Origin of the sequence: Novosphingobium sp. (genome assembly GCF_039595395.1) — a bacterium.
Taxonomy (GTDB): Bacteria; Pseudomonadota; Alphaproteobacteria; order Sphingomonadales; family Sphingomonadaceae; genus Novosphingobium.
Window position 1 is genome coordinate 1611414 of sequence record NZ_JBCNLP010000001.1, and the last position, 18002, is coordinate 1629415.

13 protein-coding genes are annotated in these 18002 nt (G+C 66.3%); 9 read left to right on the top strand and 4 right to left on the bottom strand.

Annotated elements, in window-relative coordinates; all coding sequences use genetic code 11:
* Window positions 1-5 precede the first annotated feature (5 nt).
* Window positions 6-863, top strand: a complete 858-nt coding sequence (locus ABDW49_RS07580) for a CPBP family intramembrane glutamic endopeptidase (protein WP_343610890.1) — start codon at window positions 6-8, stop codon at window positions 861-863.
* A gap of 3 nt (window positions 864-866) precedes the next feature.
* On the opposite strand, the gene ABDW49_RS07585 is transcribed toward ABDW49_RS07580, so the two are convergent.
* Window positions 867-2024: a peptidoglycan DD-metalloendopeptidase family protein gene (locus tag ABDW49_RS07585; RefSeq protein WP_343610891.1), complete on the bottom strand. Its 1158-nt coding sequence runs from the start codon at window positions 2022-2024 to the stop codon at window positions 867-869.
* A gap of 357 nt (window positions 2025-2381) precedes the next feature.
* Between ABDW49_RS07585 and tssK the strand changes: the two genes are divergently transcribed.
* From tssK to ABDW49_RS07615, 6 genes are read left to right on the top strand one after another with little or no spacing between them, the layout of a single operon-like run.
* Entirely contained in the window at window positions 2382-3686 is a 1305-nt protein-coding gene (gene tssK / locus ABDW49_RS07590; protein WP_343610893.1) for a type VI secretion system baseplate subunit TssK, read from the top strand.
* Entirely contained in the window at window positions 3683-5113 is a 1431-nt protein-coding gene (icmH, locus tag ABDW49_RS07595; RefSeq protein ID WP_343610895.1) for a type IVB secretion system protein IcmH/DotU, read from the top strand. Before tssK ends, icmH begins: the two co-directional genes overlap by 4 nt.
* 17 nt (window positions 5114-5130) lie before the next feature.
* Window positions 5131-8589 (top strand): type VI secretion system membrane subunit TssM, encoded by a 3459-nt coding sequence (gene tssM, locus ABDW49_RS07600; protein ID WP_343610897.1) that lies wholly within the window; start codon window positions 5131-5133, stop codon window positions 8587-8589.
* Window positions 8589-9119 carry a type VI secretion system-associated protein TagF gene (gene tagF / locus ABDW49_RS07605; RefSeq protein WP_343610899.1) on the top strand — a complete coding sequence of 177 codons (531 nt, stop codon included), beginning with the start codon at window positions 8589-8591 and terminating at the stop codon, window positions 9117-9119. Before tssM ends, tagF begins: the two co-directional genes overlap by 1 nt.
* Window positions 9116-9883, top strand: coding sequence for a protein phosphatase 2C domain-containing protein (locus ABDW49_RS07610; protein WP_343610900.1), 768 nt, complete (start codon window positions 9116-9118; stop codon window positions 9881-9883). Before tagF ends, ABDW49_RS07610 begins: the two co-directional genes overlap by 4 nt.
* Window positions 9880-11745, top strand: a complete 1866-nt coding sequence (locus tag ABDW49_RS07615; RefSeq protein ID WP_343610901.1) for a protein kinase — start codon at window positions 9880-9882, stop codon at window positions 11743-11745. The genes ABDW49_RS07610 and ABDW49_RS07615 overlap by 4 nt, the downstream gene beginning before the upstream one ends.
* A gap of 3 nt (window positions 11746-11748) precedes the next feature.
* Here ABDW49_RS07615 and tagH read toward each other — a convergent pair whose 3' ends face one another.
* The 3 genes from tagH to tssI are packed head-to-tail and all read right to left on the bottom strand — an operon-like array spanning window position 11749 to window position 16011.
* Window positions 11749-13470: a type VI secretion system-associated FHA domain protein TagH gene (tagH, locus tag ABDW49_RS07620; protein WP_343610903.1), complete on the bottom strand. Its 1722-nt coding sequence runs from the start codon at window positions 13468-13470 to the stop codon at window positions 11749-11751.
* Complete coding sequence (locus ABDW49_RS07625; protein ID WP_343610904.1) at window positions 13467-14042, bottom strand: hypothetical protein; 576 nt, start codon at window positions 14040-14042, stop codon at window positions 13467-13469. Before ABDW49_RS07625 ends, tagH begins: the two co-directional genes overlap by 4 nt.
* 19 nt (window positions 14043-14061) lie before the next feature.
* Window positions 14062-16011, bottom strand: coding sequence for a type VI secretion system tip protein TssI/VgrG (tssI, locus tag ABDW49_RS07630; protein ID WP_343610905.1), 1950 nt, complete (start codon window positions 16009-16011; stop codon window positions 14062-14064).
* 323 nt (window positions 16012-16334) lie between these two features.
* Here tssI and ABDW49_RS07635 point away from each other — a divergent pair, with 323 nt between their 5' ends.
* Together ABDW49_RS07635 and ABDW49_RS07640 are read left to right on the top strand one after the other, a co-directional pair.
* Entirely contained in the window at window positions 16335-16943 is a 609-nt protein-coding gene (locus tag ABDW49_RS07635; protein WP_343610907.1) for an OmpA family protein, read from the top strand.
* 54 nt (window positions 16944-16997) lie between these two features.
* Window positions 16998-17969: a type VI secretion system ImpA family N-terminal domain-containing protein gene (locus tag ABDW49_RS07640; protein WP_343610908.1), complete on the top strand. Its 972-nt coding sequence runs from the start codon at window positions 16998-17000 to the stop codon at window positions 17967-17969.
* Window positions 17970-18002: the final 33 nt, after the last annotated feature.

Consider the following 18002-nt stretch of genomic DNA (forward strand, 5'->3'; position numbering starts at 1 on the left):
GCGCCATGTTGACGCCGCCGGCTGCGGGGAAGGCTGCACTTCCTGCGTGGATCGTGCTGATTGTTGCGACGGCGATTATCGCGGCCATTGTGCTGCTCGGTCCCACGCTTGCCGGGAAGCTGGCGGCCATGGTGTTGACGGGCGACGGTTCGGATGCGGGCTTTGAGGCTCTGTTCACCCTCATCGTGTCTGGCGCGATGCTGATTGCGGCTATCGCGGGCATCATCCTGTGCCGCGAAAGGGCTGTGCTGGGAACCCGTCCATGGCTGGGCTTTCCGGTGGGATTGCTGCTCGGTTCGGGCGGATTGGGGCTGGCGGTCGCCTATGCGGCGCTGGCCGGGGCGGTCGTGCCTCTTGTCGCCAGACCTGATCCACTGATGCTGATCGCCGGGTTGGGCGTGGTCCTGCTGCAGGTCGCGGCGGAGGAGGCCTATTTCCGGGGCTGGCTTCAGCCGGTTCTGGCGCGGGTCTGGGGTGCTCCGGCGGCGGTGGCGGTTACGGCATTGGTCTTTGCGCTGGTGCATTGCCTTGGTGGTGCGCGGGCGCCGCTGACGCTGGTCAATCTGCTGCTGGGCGGCGTGTGGTTCGGCCTGCTGGCTTTGCGCGGCGGTGGGATCGCCCGCGCGGCAGGAGCGCATTTCGGCTGGAATGCGGCGGAGCAATTGCTGCTGGGCCTCGACCCCAATCCCGGTGTGGGCAGTTTTGGTTCGGTGTTCGATCTCGATCTGGTCGGTTCGGCACTGTGGGGCGGTTCGGCGGAGGGGTTGAATGCCAGCCTTGCCATGACGATGGCGCTGGTGGTGTTGGTCGCGCCTCTGCTGATCCATCGGCGCCTGCGCTCGCCTGCGCCCGCAATGGCTTGAACGTTACTGCCGGGCGGCGCGCTGGGTGTCGATGGCGTCGCGCTGCTTGAGGAAGGCGGCCAGCACCGCGCCGGTCAGCGATTGCCCGGTGCCCACATCGATCTTGAGCGGGTCCACCGGCTCGCCATCGATATGGACCTCATAATGCAGATGAGGACCGGTCGAGCGCCCGGTGGTGCCGATCTCGCCGATCTGCTGGCCCTGCGCCACCCGTCCGCCCGGCGTCACCCCCGGCAGAATGCGGTTGAGATGCAGGTAAAGCGTCTCCCAGCCATTGTCGTGATGCAGGCGGATGAAATTGCCGTTGGGCCCCTTGGGGCCGGCAAATTCCACAGTGGCATTGCCCGATGCAAAAACCGGCGTGCCGGTGGGGGCGGCAAAATCGGTGCCGCGATGCAGTTTCTGATAGCCCAGAATCGGATGAGTCCGCATGCCGAATTGGGATGAAATGCGCGCGGAATCGACCGGCGTGCGCATCAGGGCGCGCACCACGCTGGCCCCGTTTCCATCAAACCAGCCCGCCTCGCGCTGGCCGGGCGGGGTGAAGCGATAGAGATTGCGCGACAGTGTCGCCGTGCGCAGTGAGACATAGGCGAGGCGCGGCACGCCCACCGCTTCATTGGCGCGGTTATAGGCCTGTTCGAAGGCCACCTCGAACACATCGCCGGGCGCCACCTCGCGCTGCATGTCGAAATCATAGCTGAAGGCATTGGCGACCTCGCCGATCAGGCTGTCGGTCACCCCCGCCGTCACCGCCGAGGTGTAGAAGCTGTTGCTGTCGATCTCGCCGCGCACCACGGTGAGTCGCCGGGTAAGCGCGCCGGTCAGGGGCTTGGCGGTAAGGGTGCCATTGCCCTCCCGGTGAAGCATCAGGCCGGTGCCGTCGCTGCGCGTGGCCTCCAGCGTGATTAACTTTGCGGCCTCGCCATAGCTTTCCAGATCGAGGATCAGGCGGATTTCGCCTGGCGCGGGGCCCAGCGCTCTGGCGATCTCCTGACCGACCTCCTGCGCCTCGCCGCGCGACAGGCCGGAGGGTTCGAGTTGCGAGGCGATGTCCCCCACATCGGCCAGCGTCAGCGTGCGTCTGCTGGTGAAGCGCTGAGCAGATGGCGCGGGAGCAACGACTGGTCCGGAATGCGGCACGGCAGGTCGATTCAGCACCGCAATGCCGGCGCCGACCAATCCTAACAGTAAAGCACTGCCCAGAGGAAGCAGCCGCGCATAAAGTCGAGTGTACGAAAGCCGGGAACGGACTGTGGTTCCGGGCGTATCCACCGCCGATGAGCTTTGGTTAATCCAAGTTCTCGGATCGAACGAAGTGCTGTCATGTTCGTTCACGAGTGCGCCGCCTTGGGAAGATAATCGTTGGAAAAGCTTTCATGCTGCAATAACACCGGCTTATACGGACGGGAAGCCATGTTCGGAACGCCCCCATGGCACCGATACGTCACAGACACGTCACACAGAGAGGCCTGAAGCGAGATGGGTGGAAATAACCGGGTTGCCTGGCGGGAAGGCATGTTCCTACGCCCCCAGCATTTCCAGGCCCAGGATCGCTTCATTGAATCGCTGGTGCGCGCAAGGGTCGGCAGCGTCTCGCCCTGGCCCTGGGGCTTCACCGAGATCGTCGTGGATGAGGATCTGGCCTCGCTGGGCAAGTTCGGGGTGATCCGCGCTTCGGGCATCCTGCCCGATGGCACGCCTTTCTCCATCCCCGAGGATATGCCGCCGCCCGAACCGCTCGATGTTCCGGCCGAGGTGCGCGACAGCGTGATCCATCTCACCCTGCCTGCCCAGCAGAGCGGGGCGACCGAATTTCGCGATGCGGAAAATTCCTCGCTCGATGCGCGTTTCCTTGTCGATGAGCGCGAAACCGCCGACAGTTTCTCCGACGACCGCACCACCGAGCCCATCGATTTCGGTCGCCCCAATCTACGCTTCGGTGTCACGCGGGACCAGATCTATGGCCGCGTCACTTTGGGCATCGCGCGGGTGCGCGAAGTCCACAACCGCCGCCTGATGTTCGACGATCGCTTTATCCCGCCCACGCTGGACAAGGATGCCTCGACAAGGCTGCGCGGCGCGGTCACCGACATCCTTGGCCGCGTTGAGCAGCGCGCCGAGGAACTGGCCCTGCGCGCGGTGGAGGCCACCGATGGCGGCGCGGAAACCTTTGCCAGCTTTCTGTTGCTTCAGTCGCTCAATCGCTGGCTGCCGGTGCTCCAGCATGCCGAGCGCCTGCCGATGCTTCACCCCGAGCGGCTCTATGAAACGCTGATCGCCATGGCGGGCGAGATCGCCACCATGATCCGGCCCGAGCGCAAGCCGCCGCCGCTGCCACGTTACGATCACGAACATCCGCAGACCTGCTTCGATCCGGTGATCGATCTGCTGCAGTCAATGCTGGCCGCCGTGTTCGACCGTTCGGCGGTGCAACTGCCGCTCGAAAGCGCGGGGCCGGGGGCCTATGTGTCGAAGATCACCGATCATGGGCTTTACCAGAACGGTTACTTTTATCTGGCGGTGGCCTCGGCCTCTCCGCTCGATGAAATTCGCGGGCTGTTTCCCTCGGTGGCCAAGATCGGGGCGATCCAGAAGATGCGGCAGATCGTCGACAGCGCGCTGCCCGGCGTGCCGCTGCGCCACACGCCCACCCCGCCGCCGCAGATCCGCGTGCTGCCCGGCTTCGTCTATTTCGAACTGGATCGCGGCGCGGCGGACTGGCGCGACATTCTGAGCGCGCCCGCGCTGGGGCTGCATGTCGCGGGTGACTGGCCGCAGCTCAACCTCGAACTCTGGTGCGTCAAGAAAAGCGGACGATGAGCAACGATCCGAACGATAAGGGCGCAAACCGCACGGTCTTCCGCCCCTCGCCGTTGCAGGGGTTGAGGGGCGGGCAGAACCAGCCGCCACCCTCCGATGCGATGCGCGACTGGGCCGCACCCCCGCCCCTGCCGCCGAGCCAACCGTCCTATGGCGCGCCGCCGCCTCTGTCGCGCGCGGGCATGGCGCCCGGCGGCGTGGGGCTGGCGCCCTCGCGACTGGCCGAGGATGATGTTCCGGCCCCCGCCACGCCGCGCAGTCTTCGCAATCTGATGCTGGCCGAGGCCGCGCCGGTGCTGGCGCTGGCGGCGGGGGTGCGCTCGGGCCGGGTGCGCGCGCCGATGCCCCAGTTCCACCGCGAGGCCACGCAGATCATCGCCGCCTTCGACCGTGCCATCGCCCCGCATTACCGCGAGGAGGTGCGCCAGCGCGCCAAATATGCCGTCTGTGCGACGGTGGACGATATTGCCCAGAACCTGCCCAACATCGGCACCGATGGCGCGGAATGGGCGCGCCGCTCGATGGTGGTGCAGTTCTTTCAGGAGAACATCGGCGGCGACCGCTTCTGGCAATTGACCGACGATATGCTGCGCGCGCCCGGCGACAATCTGGACATCATCGAGCTGTATCACGCCTGCCTCGCGGCGGGGTTCGAGGGTCGTTTCCGCGTGATGCCCGACGGCAAGCGCCGCCTTCATGAGATCATGTCCAAGCTGCATAGCAGCCTGCAGCATGTCCGTTCACTTTCGATGCTGGAACTGTCCCCGCAATGGCGCGGCGAGAAGGCTCCGCTGCGCCGGATTGCCCCGTGGAACCTGCTGGCGCTGGCCGGGGCGGCGGCGGCGGGTCTGCTGCTGCTGATCTACATTCTCTTGCGGCTGATCCTGATGTCGGGCGGGGAGGCGCCCTCCAACGCTCTGCTGGCGCTTGTGCCGGGCGACAGGCTGACGCTGTCGCGCCCCGCCGCCAGCCTGCCCACGGGCAGCAGCGCTCAGGCGTCTGAATTGCGCCGTTTCCTCGAACCAGAAATTCGCGAGGGGCTGGTCACCGTGGAAGAGGATGCGCAGACCGTGCGCGTGCGCACCAGCGTGGGGCAGCTCTTCCGCTCGGGTTCGGACCAGCTTGAGGCCGGGCGCGAGGCGCTGTTCAAACGCATCGGCGCCGCCATCGAGAAGGAAAAGGGCGAGGTGCTGATCGAGGGCCATGCCGACAGCGACCGCGTCGCCAACCTCAGCTTCCCGGACAATATGGCGCTGTCCCAGGCCCGTGCGCAGACGGTGGCGACGATCATCCGCGCCTCGCTCAGCGATCCCACGCGGGTCGGCGCCAAGGGCATGGGCGAGACTGTGCCGATCGCCTCCAACGATACGCCGGAAGGCAAGTCCCGCAACAGGCGCGTCGAAATCATCGTGCCCCGCCGCTACTGACCGGAGAGAGCCTTCCGATGCGTCTGTTGAAGAACTGGTGGTTCGTCACCATCGCCTGCGCGCTGCTGATGGCGCTGCTGCTGGCGGTGGGCCTGCCGTTGTTTGTCGGTTTTCTGCGCCCGTGGTGGGTGCGGCTGCTTTGCGTGGCTGTGGTGGGCGCGGTCTGGGGTACGCTGGCTTTCCTGCGACGCCGCAAGGCGCAGCAGGCCTCCCGCGCTTTGGGCGAGGAACTGGCGCCCTCCGCCGAGGACGAGGAGGATCGCGCGCTGGGCCAGCGGATGCGTGATGCTCTGGCGCAGATGAAGGGTGCTTCGGGCCAGCGGCGGGATTACCTCTACACGCGGCCCTGGTATGTCATCATCGGCCCGCCGGGTGCGGGCAAGACCACGGCGCTGCTCAATTCCGGCCTGCGCTTTCCCTTCAACGACAGCGCGGTCAAGGGCGTGGGCGGCACGCGCAACCTCGATTTCTGGTTCGCCGATGAAGCGGTGATGGTCGATACGGCGGGGCGCTACACCACGCAGGATTCCGACCATCAGGTCGACCGGCGCGGCTGGAGTTCGATCCTCTCGCTGCTGCGCCAGCATCGCCCGCGCCAGCCGATCAATGGCATCATCGTGGCGATCGGGGTGGACGAATTGCTTGCGGCGGACTGCGCCCAGATCGATGCCCATGCCGCGGCGGTGCGCCGCCGCCTGATCGAGTTGCGCCAGACTCTGGAGGTCTCGGCGCCGGTCTATATCCTGCTGACCAAGGCGGATCTGATCGCCGGCTTCACCGAATATTTCGACGATCTGGATGTCGAGGGCCGCCGCGCGGTGCTGGGCCACAGCTTCGCCTGGCAGGACGGCCCACCCAGCGCCGAAACGCTGGTCAAGGGCTTCGACAGCGTGGCGCAGGCCGTCGCCGACCGTCAGGCCAAGCGCCTGTTCGAGGAGGTCGATCCGTTGCGCCGCGCGCTGCTGCTGGGCTTTCCGGCGCAGTTTCAGGCTTTGCGTTCGCGCGTCTCGCGCTTTCTCGATGGTGCCTTTGCCACGGGGGATGCGCCCACGGCGCGGCTGCGGGGCTTCTATTTCACCAGCGGCATGCAGCAGGGCGCGCCGCTCGACCGCATCCTGTCGGGCATGGCCGATATCTACGATCGCCCCGCGCAGCCTGCCCAGGGCGGCGGCTCTGGCCGGGCCTATTTTCTCAACCGCCTGCTGGGCGAGGTGGTGTTCCCCGAGGCAGGGCTGGTGTCGCTCGACCCTGCGGCGCAATTGCGCCAGCGCGCGCGGCTGGTCGCCGGGCTGTCGGCGATTGGCGTGGCGGTGCTGGTGGTGCTGGCGCTGTGGGGCGTCAGCTTTGCGCGCAACCGCATGCTGCAATCCGATCTGCTGGCCCAAACCGCGACCGCGCGCGACCAGCTTCACGAGGCCGGGATCGACCTCAAGCAGGTGCGTGAGGGCGATGGCGATTTGCGCGCCGCTCTGCCCGCGCTGAACAGCCTGCGCAATCTGGCGCGCGGCTATCGTGACCGTCAGGCGGGCGGTCCGCCGCTGTTGATGACCTTCGGCCTCTATCAGGACAGCCTCAGCCAGCAGGCCGAGGAAAGCTATCGCGAGGCGCTGCGCCGCGTGATGCTGCCGCGCCTGATGCTGCGCCTCGAACAGGCGATGGGCGAGAACCACGGCGATGCCATGGCGCTTTATGAGCCGCTCAAGGTCTATCTGATGCTCGGCCAGCAGGGGCCGATGGATGCGAAAGCCATCCACCGCTGGGTCACCAATGACTGGGCGACCAAGGTCTTTGCCGGATCGGACAGCGCGTCCGAACGCGATCAACTGGCCAAGCATCTCGATGCGCTGCTGGAGGACAAGGATCTGGCCAGCGTCTGGGCTGACCGCAAGCCGCCGCTCAATGGCGAGTTGGTGGCCAGCGCGCGCAGCGCCATCGGCACGCTCTCGCTGGCGGACCGCGCCTATGCGGTGATGAAGCAGAAGGCGGCGGGCGAGGGGCCGGACTGGCAGGTGTCTGGCGTGCTGTCGCAGGGCGATGCCTCGGCCTTTGCCAACCATGACCAGATTTTGGCCACGCGCGTGCCCTATTTCTTCACCCGCGACGGCTTTGAGAAGAGTTATATGCTGGGTCTGGCCACGGTGCAGCAGGATATGCAGCGCGACCTCTGGGTGCTGGGCGGCGACGCCCAGACCGGCGGCGTGCGCGAGGAAATGAGCAACATCCGCCCCGGCATCGCGGGCCTCTACGCCAAGGAGTATATCGCGGCCTGGGAGGCGGTGATCGCGGCGATGCAGCCGGGCGATTACTTCCGCGACCCCGCCGCTTTTGGCGCCATGACCAAGAGCCCTTCGCCGGTGAAGCGCGTGCTGCTCGAACTGCGCAAGAACACCAGCTTCGAGGGTGGCGTGTCAGGCGTGGGCAAGCGTCTGGTCGAGGAAAAGATCAACCAGTCGCGGCTCGGGCGCTATGCCGCTCAGGCCAATGTCGGGCAGACGGGGCTGGATGCGGGGGCCGAGATCACCAATTATTTCCGCCCGCTTCAGGACTATGTGGGCGATGGCAAGAACCCGGCGCCGGTCGATGAATTTGTCGCCGCGCTCAAACAGGCCGGGCAGGCGGTGATGGCCGCACGCTCCATTGGTGGCGGCGGTGGGGCCGATGCCACGCAGGCGCAGATGGCCGCTGCCATGGCCTCGGTGCAGGCCGCCGCTGCGGGGGCGCCGCCGCAGTTGCAGGGTTTTGTGAAGGCCGCCGCCGGGGGTGGGGCCGCAGCGCAAGTCAGCGCCGCCAAGGGCGCGGTGGCCGATGCCTATATGCAAGGGGTGCTTCCCGCCTGTCAGGAGGCTGCCAAGGAGCACTTCCCTTTTTTCGGGACCGCCGGGCAGGATGCCTCGGCAGCGAATGTCTTGCGGGTCTTCGGCATGGGCGGCGCGCTTGACCAGTTCGTGCAGCAGCGGCTGATGCCGATGATCGACACCAGCGGCCCGGTCTGGCGCTGGCGCGAGAGCGATCCGCTGGCCCGCACGCTCGATCCGGCGAGTCCCGAGCAATTCGCCAAGGCCGCGCAGATCCGCGATATGCTGGCCGGAGGGCTGACGATCCGCGTCTCCATGGCCGCGCTGGGCAGCGGGGTGAGCGCGGTGGCGGTGGCCAATGGCGGGGCGAGCTATCGCTTCGATGCGGCGCAGAACCAGCCGCGCCCGTTGCTCTGGTCGCTTTCGGGCGGGGTGCCGCATGCCGAGGTGGTGCTCTACGCCGCCGATGGCAAGGAAGTGCGCCGCTTCGATGCCGACGGCCCCTGGGCGCTGTTCCGCCTGATGGGCAATGCCACCAAGGAAAACGCGGGCGCCCAGACGATCCGAGCCCGCTTTGGCGAAGGCAATGACAGTGCGACGCTGAACGTTGAACTGCCCTCGCGGCACAATCCTTTCAGCCGGGGCGACCTGTGGTCCTTCCGTTGCCCGGTCAAGCTGTGATGGCTGTGGTTGCCCTGCTGTTTGGCAAGCTGCCCAGCCACGGCGATTTTGTCGCGCGTGGTCTTCCGGCGGCGGAACGCTCCGCGCTCGATGGCTGGCTGGCGGGCGAGGTGGATGCGGCGCGGCGCGCATTCGGCACGGCTTTCGACGATCTCTACGATCGCGCTCCGCCCTGGCGTTTTGCGCGGGCGGAGGGGGCGATCGGGGTAGCGGGCGTGCTGGCGCCCTCGATCGATCGCGCGGGGCGGCGTTATCCGCTCTATCTCGCGCTTGCCGGTGTGAGCGCCGATGCCTTGGCACCAGCGGCGCAATGGTGCGAGGACATGCTGCACGAGGCCTTTGTCGAAGGCTGGCAGGCGGACCGTTTGGTCGAGGAAGCGGCGTGTTTCAACGGTGGCGCCGCCGCTGCGGGCTGGACAGGCGCGCGCTGGTGGTCCGATGGGGGAGAGGGCTTCGCGCCCGGCGTGGTGGAAGGCTTGCGCCCCCCGCGCCTGTTATCGATGATGCTGCAACCGCAGGAGGATGCATGACGTCGCAGCTTCGCCTCGAGAGTTTCGGCGCCACCCATGTGGGCTGCGTGCGGACCAACAATGAGGACAGCTATTGGGTCTCGCCCGAGCACAACATCTGGGTCGTCGCGGACGGCATGGGTGGCCATGAGAAGGGCGAATGGGCCTCCGGCGTGGTGACGAAGGCGGTCAGCCAGATCGTGCCGGTGGGTGATTTCAACGCGGATTGCACCACTTTGGCCGATGCCATTCACGGCGCCAATGCCGCGATTTTCCAGACCGCGCAAAAGCAGGGCGTGCAGATGGGCTCGACCGTGGTCGCGCTCTATCTGAGCGGCACCCATTTCGCGCTGCTCTGGGTGGGTGACAGCCGGGGCTATCTGCTGCGCGACGGCGTGCTGCACCGCCTGACCAGCGATCACAGTCAGGTTCAGGCCATGGTCGATCAGGGGCTGATCGCGCCAGAGGATGCCGCGACCCATCCCATGGCCCATGTGCTGGCCCGCGCCGTGGGCGCTCAGGCCGGGCTGGAGGTCGATGTCATCACCGATGAGGCCGAGCCGGGCGATGTCTTCCTGCTGTGCAGCGATGGCCTCACCAACCGCATTCCCGATGAGGAGATCGCCGCGATTCTTGCCGCCGAAGGCCATCGCGCCGCACTCGACCGCCTGATTGCCCTGACGCTGGAGCGCAATGCCCCCGACAATGTCACCGCCGTGATCGTCGGCGCCAGCGAGGCCACGCGGCTGGCCTTGCCTCAGGTTTCGGGAGGCGCGCAGTCATGAGCGAGAAGCCCGAAGACCCCAAGACCGTGTTCATGCCCATTTCGGACGGCCACACCGGCCTGCCGAGGGGCGGCACCAACGCTCCGCCCACGCAATTCGCGCCGCGTGCCCCGCAGGTGACGATTCAGGTGGGCGATGTGCTCAACCATATCTTCGCGGTGCGGCGCTTTATCGCGCGCGGCGGCATGGGCGAGGTCTTCGAGGGGGTGAACATCACCAGCGACGAGCGTGTCGCGATCAAGGTGATCCTGCCCGCTCTGGCCGCCGACCCCGATGTCACCTCGATGTTCCGCAAGGAGGCGCGCACGCTGACCGGTCTGCGCCATGACGCGTTGGTGCAGTATCGCGTGCTGGCGCAGGAGCCGCAGCTTGGTGTGCTCTACATCGTCACCGAATATATCGACGGGCTGAACCTGTCGCAGGAACTGGGGCGGATCGGGGCGAGTGCCGGGGATCTGCTGGGGTTGCTGCGCCGTCTGGCGGGCGGACTTGAGGCGGCGCATCGCCATGGCGCCATCCATCGCGACATCGCGCCCGACAATGTGCTGCTCGATGGCGGGCTGCTGTCTCAGGCCAAGATCATCGATTTCGGCATTGCCAAGGACATCACGCCGGGCAGCGCGACGATTGTTGGCGACGGTTTTGCGGGCAAGCTCAACTATGTCGCGCCCGAGCAACTGGGCGATTTCGGCCGCGATATCGGGCCCTGGACCGATGTCTACAGCCTGGGTCTGGTGGTGCTGGCGATTGCGCTGGGGCGCGATGTGTCGATGGGCGGCTCGCTGGTGGATGCGGTGAACAAGCGGCGCGCCGTGCCCGATCTGGCCAGCGTGCCCGACCTCTTGCGGCCCTTGCTGACCTCCATGTTGCAGCCTGACCCTGCACGGCGCCTGCGTTCGATGGGCGAGGTGCTGGCCGAGGTCGAACGGATCGAGGCGCAATTGCGGCCTGCTGCCGTGGCGGTGAAAGCGCAGGGCGTGTCCCCGGCAATGAAATGGGGCGGAGCAGGGCTCGCGCTTGTGCTGGTTGTGGTGGCTGGTTTCTGGCTGGCAAAGCGCCCTTCGGCGCCTTCCGGATCGCCGGGGGTGAGCGCGGGCTCAACCGGCAGCCCGGCGCAACTGACGCGCTCAACCATCGATTCCGTACTGCCTTCGGTGGGCTGCACCTGGCTGCAGATCGTCGATATCACCGGCGGCGGGCATGGGCCGACCATCAGGCTGGCGGGTGTCGCGGGCAATCCGGCGGCGGCGCAGAACGAGATTTCACAGGCGCTGGCCCAGCACAACATCAAGGACGCCAGCATCGATTTCGGCGATGTGGCACAGATCACCCAGTCGGGCTGCTCGGCGCTCGACACCTATCGGCAGGTGCGCGCGCCGGATTCACACCAGCTTACCGTTCCCCAGCGCAAGTTCGAGATGCGGATGCAGCCCAACGATCCGGCCCAGACCGGCTATCCGGGCGAGAAGGCCGCCAACATCGTGCTGCAACTGGCCATCGACGATCCCAGGGCGGATTTCGCGCTGATCGGGCTGGAGCCATCGGGCGTGATCTCGCCGGAGTTCTCCGGACCGGGCACCGGTGTTCTGGGGCGCGATGCGTTGAAGAAATTGGCCCGCGAAACGCGCATCGTCACCGATCGCGGCAATGACCACTATCAGATGCAGCTCGACGTGAACCATACCGGTTGGTCGGGCGTGCTGCTGCTGACGGGCAAGGGGCCGTTTGAAAAGGATGTGATCGCGCCGCCGATCGGGCAGCGCGGGCCGGATTGGACCACGCATTTCGTCTCGGAAGCGGCGGCGCGCGGCTGGCAGGCGCAGATGGTCTGGTTCAAGACCGTGGAGGAAGGTCAGCCATAACCTTCAGCCCTGAGCCTTGCGTTCGCGCACCTGCTCCTCATAGGCGCGGCGGAATTCCTTGGCGAACATGTCCATAAAGGCCTCGTCGGAGCCCTGCGCCACCCCGCCGAACTCCTTCTCATAGGCCTGCCACAGCGCGGCATCGCGCGCCGAGGGCAAAATACGGGCGAGCAGTCCGCGATGCTCGGCGCGCTTGCGGATGGCGCCGGGCGAAAAGCGGTCGAGCGTGGTGCGCAGCGCACCCTGCATGGCGCGCAAGGTGGCAAGCTGATGCGACTGGAGGTCGAAAAAGGCCTCCTCGATGGCGGCTCCGGCGTCGAGGAAACCGCGCGCGGGCGGGTTGAGCAGCGCGCTGATCGCATCCTCGGGCGTGCGCGAGAATTTGATCGGATTGTTGCCCTCCACCTCGAAGGCGGTGGCTTGCGCGCCCATCTGCGATTTGGCGCGCGCGCGCGCCTCGACCATCACGACAAGGCCCGCGACCAGCCGATGAAACAGCTTGCCCGCGCGGTCCAGCAAGGCCGGGCTGCGTTGCGCCACGGTGGTCTCAACCCCGGCGGCGCGCAGGAACGCCTCGACCAGCGCATCGAAGGCGGGGGGAGGCGGCGCCGCGGGCGGCGGCGGGGTTTGCGGTGTCGGCGCGGCAGAACCCTGCACGGGCGGCATGGCGAAATGCATGTCGGGCACCGGCGCGCCGGTCGGGCCGGGCTGAGTGTCCGACCATGGCGCGGCGCGGTCGAAGGGATTGGGCGGAGCGACGCCCAGCCGGTCCTTTGCCTGCGGGTTCAGCCCGAGCGGATCGGGGTTGCTGTCGATGGGCTGGCCAAAGCCGCCACGCGCCCAGTCCACCACATTGCCTTCGGCCATCCGGCCCCAGATGTCGTCCCATGCCGGAGCCGCCGGACGATCCGGCGCGGGGCTGGACCAGCCCGAGGCCGGTTGCGGTGTCGGCGTGGCACTGTCCCATGCCGAGGACACGGCTGGCGTCTCAACGGGCATCGCGCCGCCGGAAGGCGCCCAACTGTCATTGCCCGACGTGGGCGGCGGTACGGGGACGCTGCCCCAGCCATCCGACTGGTTTTGCGCCGGGCTGCTCCAAGCGTCGGCAGGGGCTGGCGCAGCGCCCCAACCCGAAGAAGGAGGCGCGGGCGGGGGGGGCGTGCCCCGGCCCGATGCAGAAGGCGTTGGGTCGGGGGCGGCGCCCCAGCCTGATGAAACCGAGGGCGCTGGTCCCCATCCCGCATCGCTGCTGGCCGGAGCCGCGCCCCAACCAGCGTTTTGCGCCGGAAAGGGCGGTGAGGGTGAGGCCGGTTGCGGCGAGGCGCCCCATGCATCCCACGCACTGGCTGGCGGAGCGGCGTTGCTGTGAGAGGTGGTCGCCGGACCCAGACCGAAACGGGGGCCCTGATTGAGCGAAACCAGCAGCCGGTAATGGCCGATGTTCAGCACATCGCCGTCCTGAAGCACATGGGGCTGGATCATCCGATCCGCGCGGTCGTTGAGGAAGGTGCCATTGGTGCTGGTGTCATTCAGCACATAGCGGCCCTGTTCGAAACGGATCTCGCAATGGCGCGAGGAGATATGGTTGCGTGCGTCCGGCAGGCTCCAGTCGCAGCCGGGCGAGCGGCCGATCAGCGCGCCGCGCTGGTCGAGGCTGAACTCGACAGGGCCGCCATTGTCGAGCGTGGGGCGGCCCGCATTGACGATGCTGAGGCGAAGCGTCATGCGGCGTTGCGTCCCTCGGTTGTCCACGAGGCGCCATGTTCGGCGACGCCCTCGGCCTGAGACAGCGCATGGGCGATCAGCCCCGGCGCGTCACCGCTGCGATAGGCCGCCTGCATGACGGCAATCGCCGCCAGTCGGTTGGCGAGCCCCGGCACCGGCAGCACCGGCGCGGCTTTCACCGGCGCGATCGAGCCGCCGCTGTAGAAGATCGCACTGGCAAGGCTGCGTTCGGGCAGATCGCGTGACAGGTTTTGGGCGCTGTCATGGGCGGCGCGGCGCGTGGCATCGTCCTGCACCTCCATCCAATGCCGGATGGCGGAGCGGGTGATATGCTCCTCGCGCGTGGGGGCGGGGCCTTGCGTCCCGGCCACGACGGCGGCGGCCCAGAGGATCGCCTCGAAACGGGGCAGGGCATGGGCGATGAAATTGAGGGCCTGCGTCGGGTCGCTGGCTTTCAACTCCTCATAGTGGGCGCGCAGGCCAACCTCCGGCGCGGGAAGCTCTTGTGTCACACCCATCAGCGCCGCCACTTGGCGGGCCTGGGTCAGATGGATGCTGCGCCACTCGCTCATGATAAGGGATGTAAACCGTTCAATTGATTTTGACGAGTCCACCGGTCAGGGTCAGCGTGCCCTTGCCGTCGGCGGAGGTTTCAGGCGCATCGATGGCCACGGAAGCCTGCCCGCTGACGGTGATGTTGGGCGCGCTGATCGAGATCGAGGTCGGCTTGATCTCGATGCGCGACTGGCCGACCTGCAGTTCGATGCTGGTGTTGGCGGTCAGCTTGAAGGACTGCACGACATCGAGGATATCGTCCTTGCCGACCTTGGTCTTGCGCTGCTCGACGACCAGCACATCCTGATTGCGGCCGACCTTCAGCTTTTCATCGCGAAACACGCTTTCGTCGTGATCGAAGCCGATGTTGACCGACTGGTTGCGCCCGACATCGCGCGTCTCGTCGAGGCGGATGCGGGTGTTCATCAGCCTTTCGGCATGGACGTAAAGCTCTTCGGCGCCGCCCTTGTCCTCGAAGCGGATTTCATTGGCGCCGGGCGCCCCGCTGTCGAGCGGCTGCGCGTTGGTGTAGTCGCCGGTCTGGCCATAGCGCTTGGTGCGCCACAGGGCGCGCGTCTTGTTGGCGGGCAGGGGGTAGATCGGCATATGGTTGGCATTGAAGACACGCCCCACCACCACCGGCCGGTCCGGATCGCCGCCGAGGAAATCGACCAGCACCTCATGCCCCACGCGCGGCAGGATGAGATTGCCAAGGCCACCGGTCTGCGAGACGCGGATCCAGCAGGTCGCCGCCTCGCCGGGGGTCGGCCCGCGATCCCAGTGGAAGCGCACCTTCACGCGGCCATATTCGTCGGTGAAGATTTCCTCGCCCTCGGGCCCCGAGACCACGGCGGTCTCCAGACCCTGCACCACCGGGCGCGGGGTGGAGAGCGGGGGGTGGAATTTGGTGTCGGCGGGGATCGCCTCGAAGCGGATGTTGAAGGAGGCCTCATGCGCGTGCGGGCCGCTGCGATAGGTTTCGGCCACGATGCTGTGATAGGCCGACATGATGAGGTAGTCGCCGTTCATCCGGCCGGTCTGATGGTCGGTGATGGAAACCTTGAAGCCGCAGGACAGGCCCGCCGCCTGCGATGACCCGGTGAAGACGCGGCGCTGGGCGCGCATGGCACTCATCATCGTGTCGCTGCGTTCGCCGCCATGGGGCTCGATCTGGCCGATGCTGATCGATTCATGGTAAAAGCGGCCCGGATAGATGTAGACTTCCTGATCGTCGCGCGGATGCTGCGCCTCGCTTTGCGTCTTGGCCTCGACGAAGCGGTTGGGCGCGCGGAAATCCCAGTCGCGCATGGTGACGCGTGAACCTGCCTGCGTGCTGACCTTCTCGCGCCAGCTTTGTAGATGATGGCGCCCGCCGCTCTCGCGGTCGGCGGAATCGGCCATGAAGACCGAGATCGAATTGGGCGCATAGGTCAGCGTGGCCGGCGTGCCCGCGACATGCGAGGCCGGCGCGTCGCAGATGACCATCACATGACGGTCGGCCTCATGCCGGAAGAAGTAGTAGAAGCCTTCCTCCTCCATCAGCCGCGAGACGAAGGCGAAATCGCTTTCCTGATATTGCACACAATAGGCGCGCGGGCGCGGGCTGCCCGAGAGCTTGAACTCGAAATCCGAGATGCCCGCCTTCTGGAACACCTGCCCGATGATGTCCTGAGCGGTGAGATCCTGAAAGATCGCCATCGAACGGTTCTGGGCGAGGAAATAGCTCCATGGCCGCAGGGCGAGGCGATAGCGGTGGCCGGTGGGGGTCTCGTCGATATGTTCGCCCGAGACGACCAGCCCGTGGAAGTGGCGTTGCAGCACATCATCCTCGCGCACCTTGAGCGCGCAGGGCTTGCCGAGATGGGGCTGCAGATCGATCTCGAGTGGAGCGAAAAGGTCGACGGTAATGGTAAAGGGCGCGCTAAGTCCCTCCATGCAATCGATGCGTTCCAGCTCGACCTGCTCGTCGCCCAGATCGACCGACATTTCCGATAATCTCGACGTGCCAGCCAAAATCGGACTCCGACATAAATGCGCTAAATGATCTTCGATCTATATGGTTCCCGAATTTATGCTGAACAAATTGTTAAAGCATACATTCGGGCTTGTGGAGAACTCACTAGCATTTCTCCTTGTCGGATAGGAAGAGCCAAAGTAAGACACCGCCTCTGGGGCGGGATGACTCATTAGGCAAAGAGGGCTTGATGCGACGTGTAATTCCAATAGCCCTCGCGGGTATGGCGATGATTATCGCCGCGCCCGGCGTTGCTCAGCAGCGCGCGGAGCCTTCGGTGGAGGGATACTTGTGCGTGTTCGCGGGCAAGTGTGGTGATGGCAGTGCCGCGACGGCGGCTGCGAGCGGCGAATCCGGTGTGACGGAAGGCTTCCGCATTGCCCGTCCCGATGCCGGTGGGCAGAAGTCGCTGTCCGTTTCGGGCGGCGCTCAGGACGCGTCTTCCGCCCATGGTTTTGTGCCTGCCAAGCCGCCGCGTGGTGGCGCGGGGCGTCATCATGCGGCGCAGCCTTCGCTGGCTGCCGTGGCGACGCATGGTGCTGCCGGCGTTCAGCCTGCGGCGGGGGTGGGGCATGCCGATCTGATGATCGGTTTCAAGCTCAATTCCGCGCAGATCACCTCTGATGGCATGGCCAAGGCGCGGATTTTCGCCAAGGCGCTGCAGATGCCTGAACTGTCGGGCAAGCGCTTCCTGATCGAGGGGCACACGGATTCGCGCGGCAATCTCAACACCAATATGGATCTGTCGCGCCGTCGCGCTCAGGCCGTGGCCGATTTTCTGGCCCAGCAGGGCGTTGAGGCATCGCGCATCGATGTGCGCGGCTTCGGGCCCAGTCAGCCGCTGCCGGGGCATGTCGCCTCCGACACGCGGAACCGCCGCGTGGAAGCACGGCTCGCCTCCTGATCCTTCGCCTTTGGGGGTGAGGGATAATGGATTTTGCGGAGCGATCAGTCTGTGATGACACTTGACGATTTGTTGGCGCCCGTTTCCGACGAGGCACCGGGCGGGGAAGACCTGTTCGATCATCCCGATCGGCAGCAGATCGAGCAGGCCTTCGAGGAAGGCGCTGATGCGGTCGACTGGCGCGGCACGGTCGCGCTGATCGAGGAGCAGAGCCGCCAGACCAAGGATATCTGGCTGGCGATCTATCTGGCCCGTGCCGGTGCGCGCATGGGGCGCATCGATGTGGTGGCCACCGGCTGCGCCATGCTGGCCGGGCTGATGGAGCTTTATTGGGATGTGCTGCATCCCTCGCTGGAGGATTACGGCTTTATCGGGCGGCGCGGCGCCTGTGAATCGCTGGCGCGGATCGGTACGTTTCTGGGGCCGCTGCGGCGCATCGCGCTGGTCGAGCATCCCAGGCTGGGCTCCTACACCGCCGAGGATCTGGAGCGTTTCGAGGCCGAGGGCGATGCCGCCGAGGGCTTCGGCATGTTCCGCAGGGTGATCGAGGAGATCGAACCGGGCGTGCTTGAGGAGAAGATGGCCACGCTGCTTCTCGTGCGCGGCGCGATCGAGCGGGTGGATCAGGCGCTGATGGCGCATGCCGGCAGCGAAACCGGCACCGATTTCAAGCCGACCTATCAGGCGATCGATGCCATTCGCCGCCTGCTCGCGCCCTATGTGAAGGTCGATGCCGGGCAGGGCGAGGGTGCGCCGATCGCGGCGGGCGATGCGCCCGAACAGGCGGTGGCGCGCGGTGTCGGGCGGCTTGAATCGCGCGAAGATGTGGCCCGCGCAATCGATGCCATTTCAGATTATTATGCACGCCGGGAACCAAGTAGTCCAATACTCGTTGGACTGCGTCGAGTGAGGGGGTGGATTCACATGGATTTCATGGCTCTGCTGGAGGACATCGCGCCCAACAGTGTCTCTGAGGCTGGTTCCGTCTTGTTAACCAGAACCAGTTCGGAAAGTTCCGACTACTGACAGGGATATCTGACGCCTCTGTCGGATATCTAC

Coding starts and splice junctions, on each gene's coding strand:
- ABDW49_RS07625 (WP_343610904.1), bottom strand. CDS start 14,042: ATGAGCGAGTGGCGCAGCATCCATCTGACCCAGGCCCGCCAAGTGGCG.
- tagF (WP_343610899.1), top strand. CDS start 8,589: ATGGCTGTGGTTGCCCTGCTGTTTGGCAAGCTGCCCAGCCACGGCGAT.
- icmH (WP_343610895.1), top strand. CDS start 3,683: ATGAGCAACGATCCGAACGATAAGGGCGCAAACCGCACGGTCTTCCGC.
- ABDW49_RS07615 (WP_343610901.1), top strand. CDS start 9,880: ATGAGCGAGAAGCCCGAAGACCCCAAGACCGTGTTCATGCCCATTTCG.
- ABDW49_RS07580 (WP_343610890.1), top strand. CDS start 6: ATGTTGACGCCGCCGGCTGCGGGGAAGGCTGCACTTCCTGCGTGGATC.
- ABDW49_RS07610 (WP_343610900.1), top strand. CDS start 9,116: ATGACGTCGCAGCTTCGCCTCGAGAGTTTCGGCGCCACCCATGTGGGC.
- tssK (WP_343610893.1), top strand. CDS start 2,382: ATGTTCCTACGCCCCCAGCATTTCCAGGCCCAGGATCGCTTCATTGAA.
- ABDW49_RS07640 (WP_343610908.1), top strand. CDS start 16,998: ATGACACTTGACGATTTGTTGGCGCCCGTTTCCGACGAGGCACCGGGC.
- tssM (WP_343610897.1), top strand. CDS start 5,131: ATGCGTCTGTTGAAGAACTGGTGGTTCGTCACCATCGCCTGCGCGCTG.
- tagH (WP_343610903.1), bottom strand. CDS start 13,470: ATGACGCTTCGCCTCAGCATCGTCAATGCGGGCCGCCCCACGCTCGAC.
- tssI (WP_343610905.1), bottom strand. CDS start 16,011: ATGTCGGTCGATCTGGGCGACGAGCAGGTCGAGCTGGAACGCATCGAT.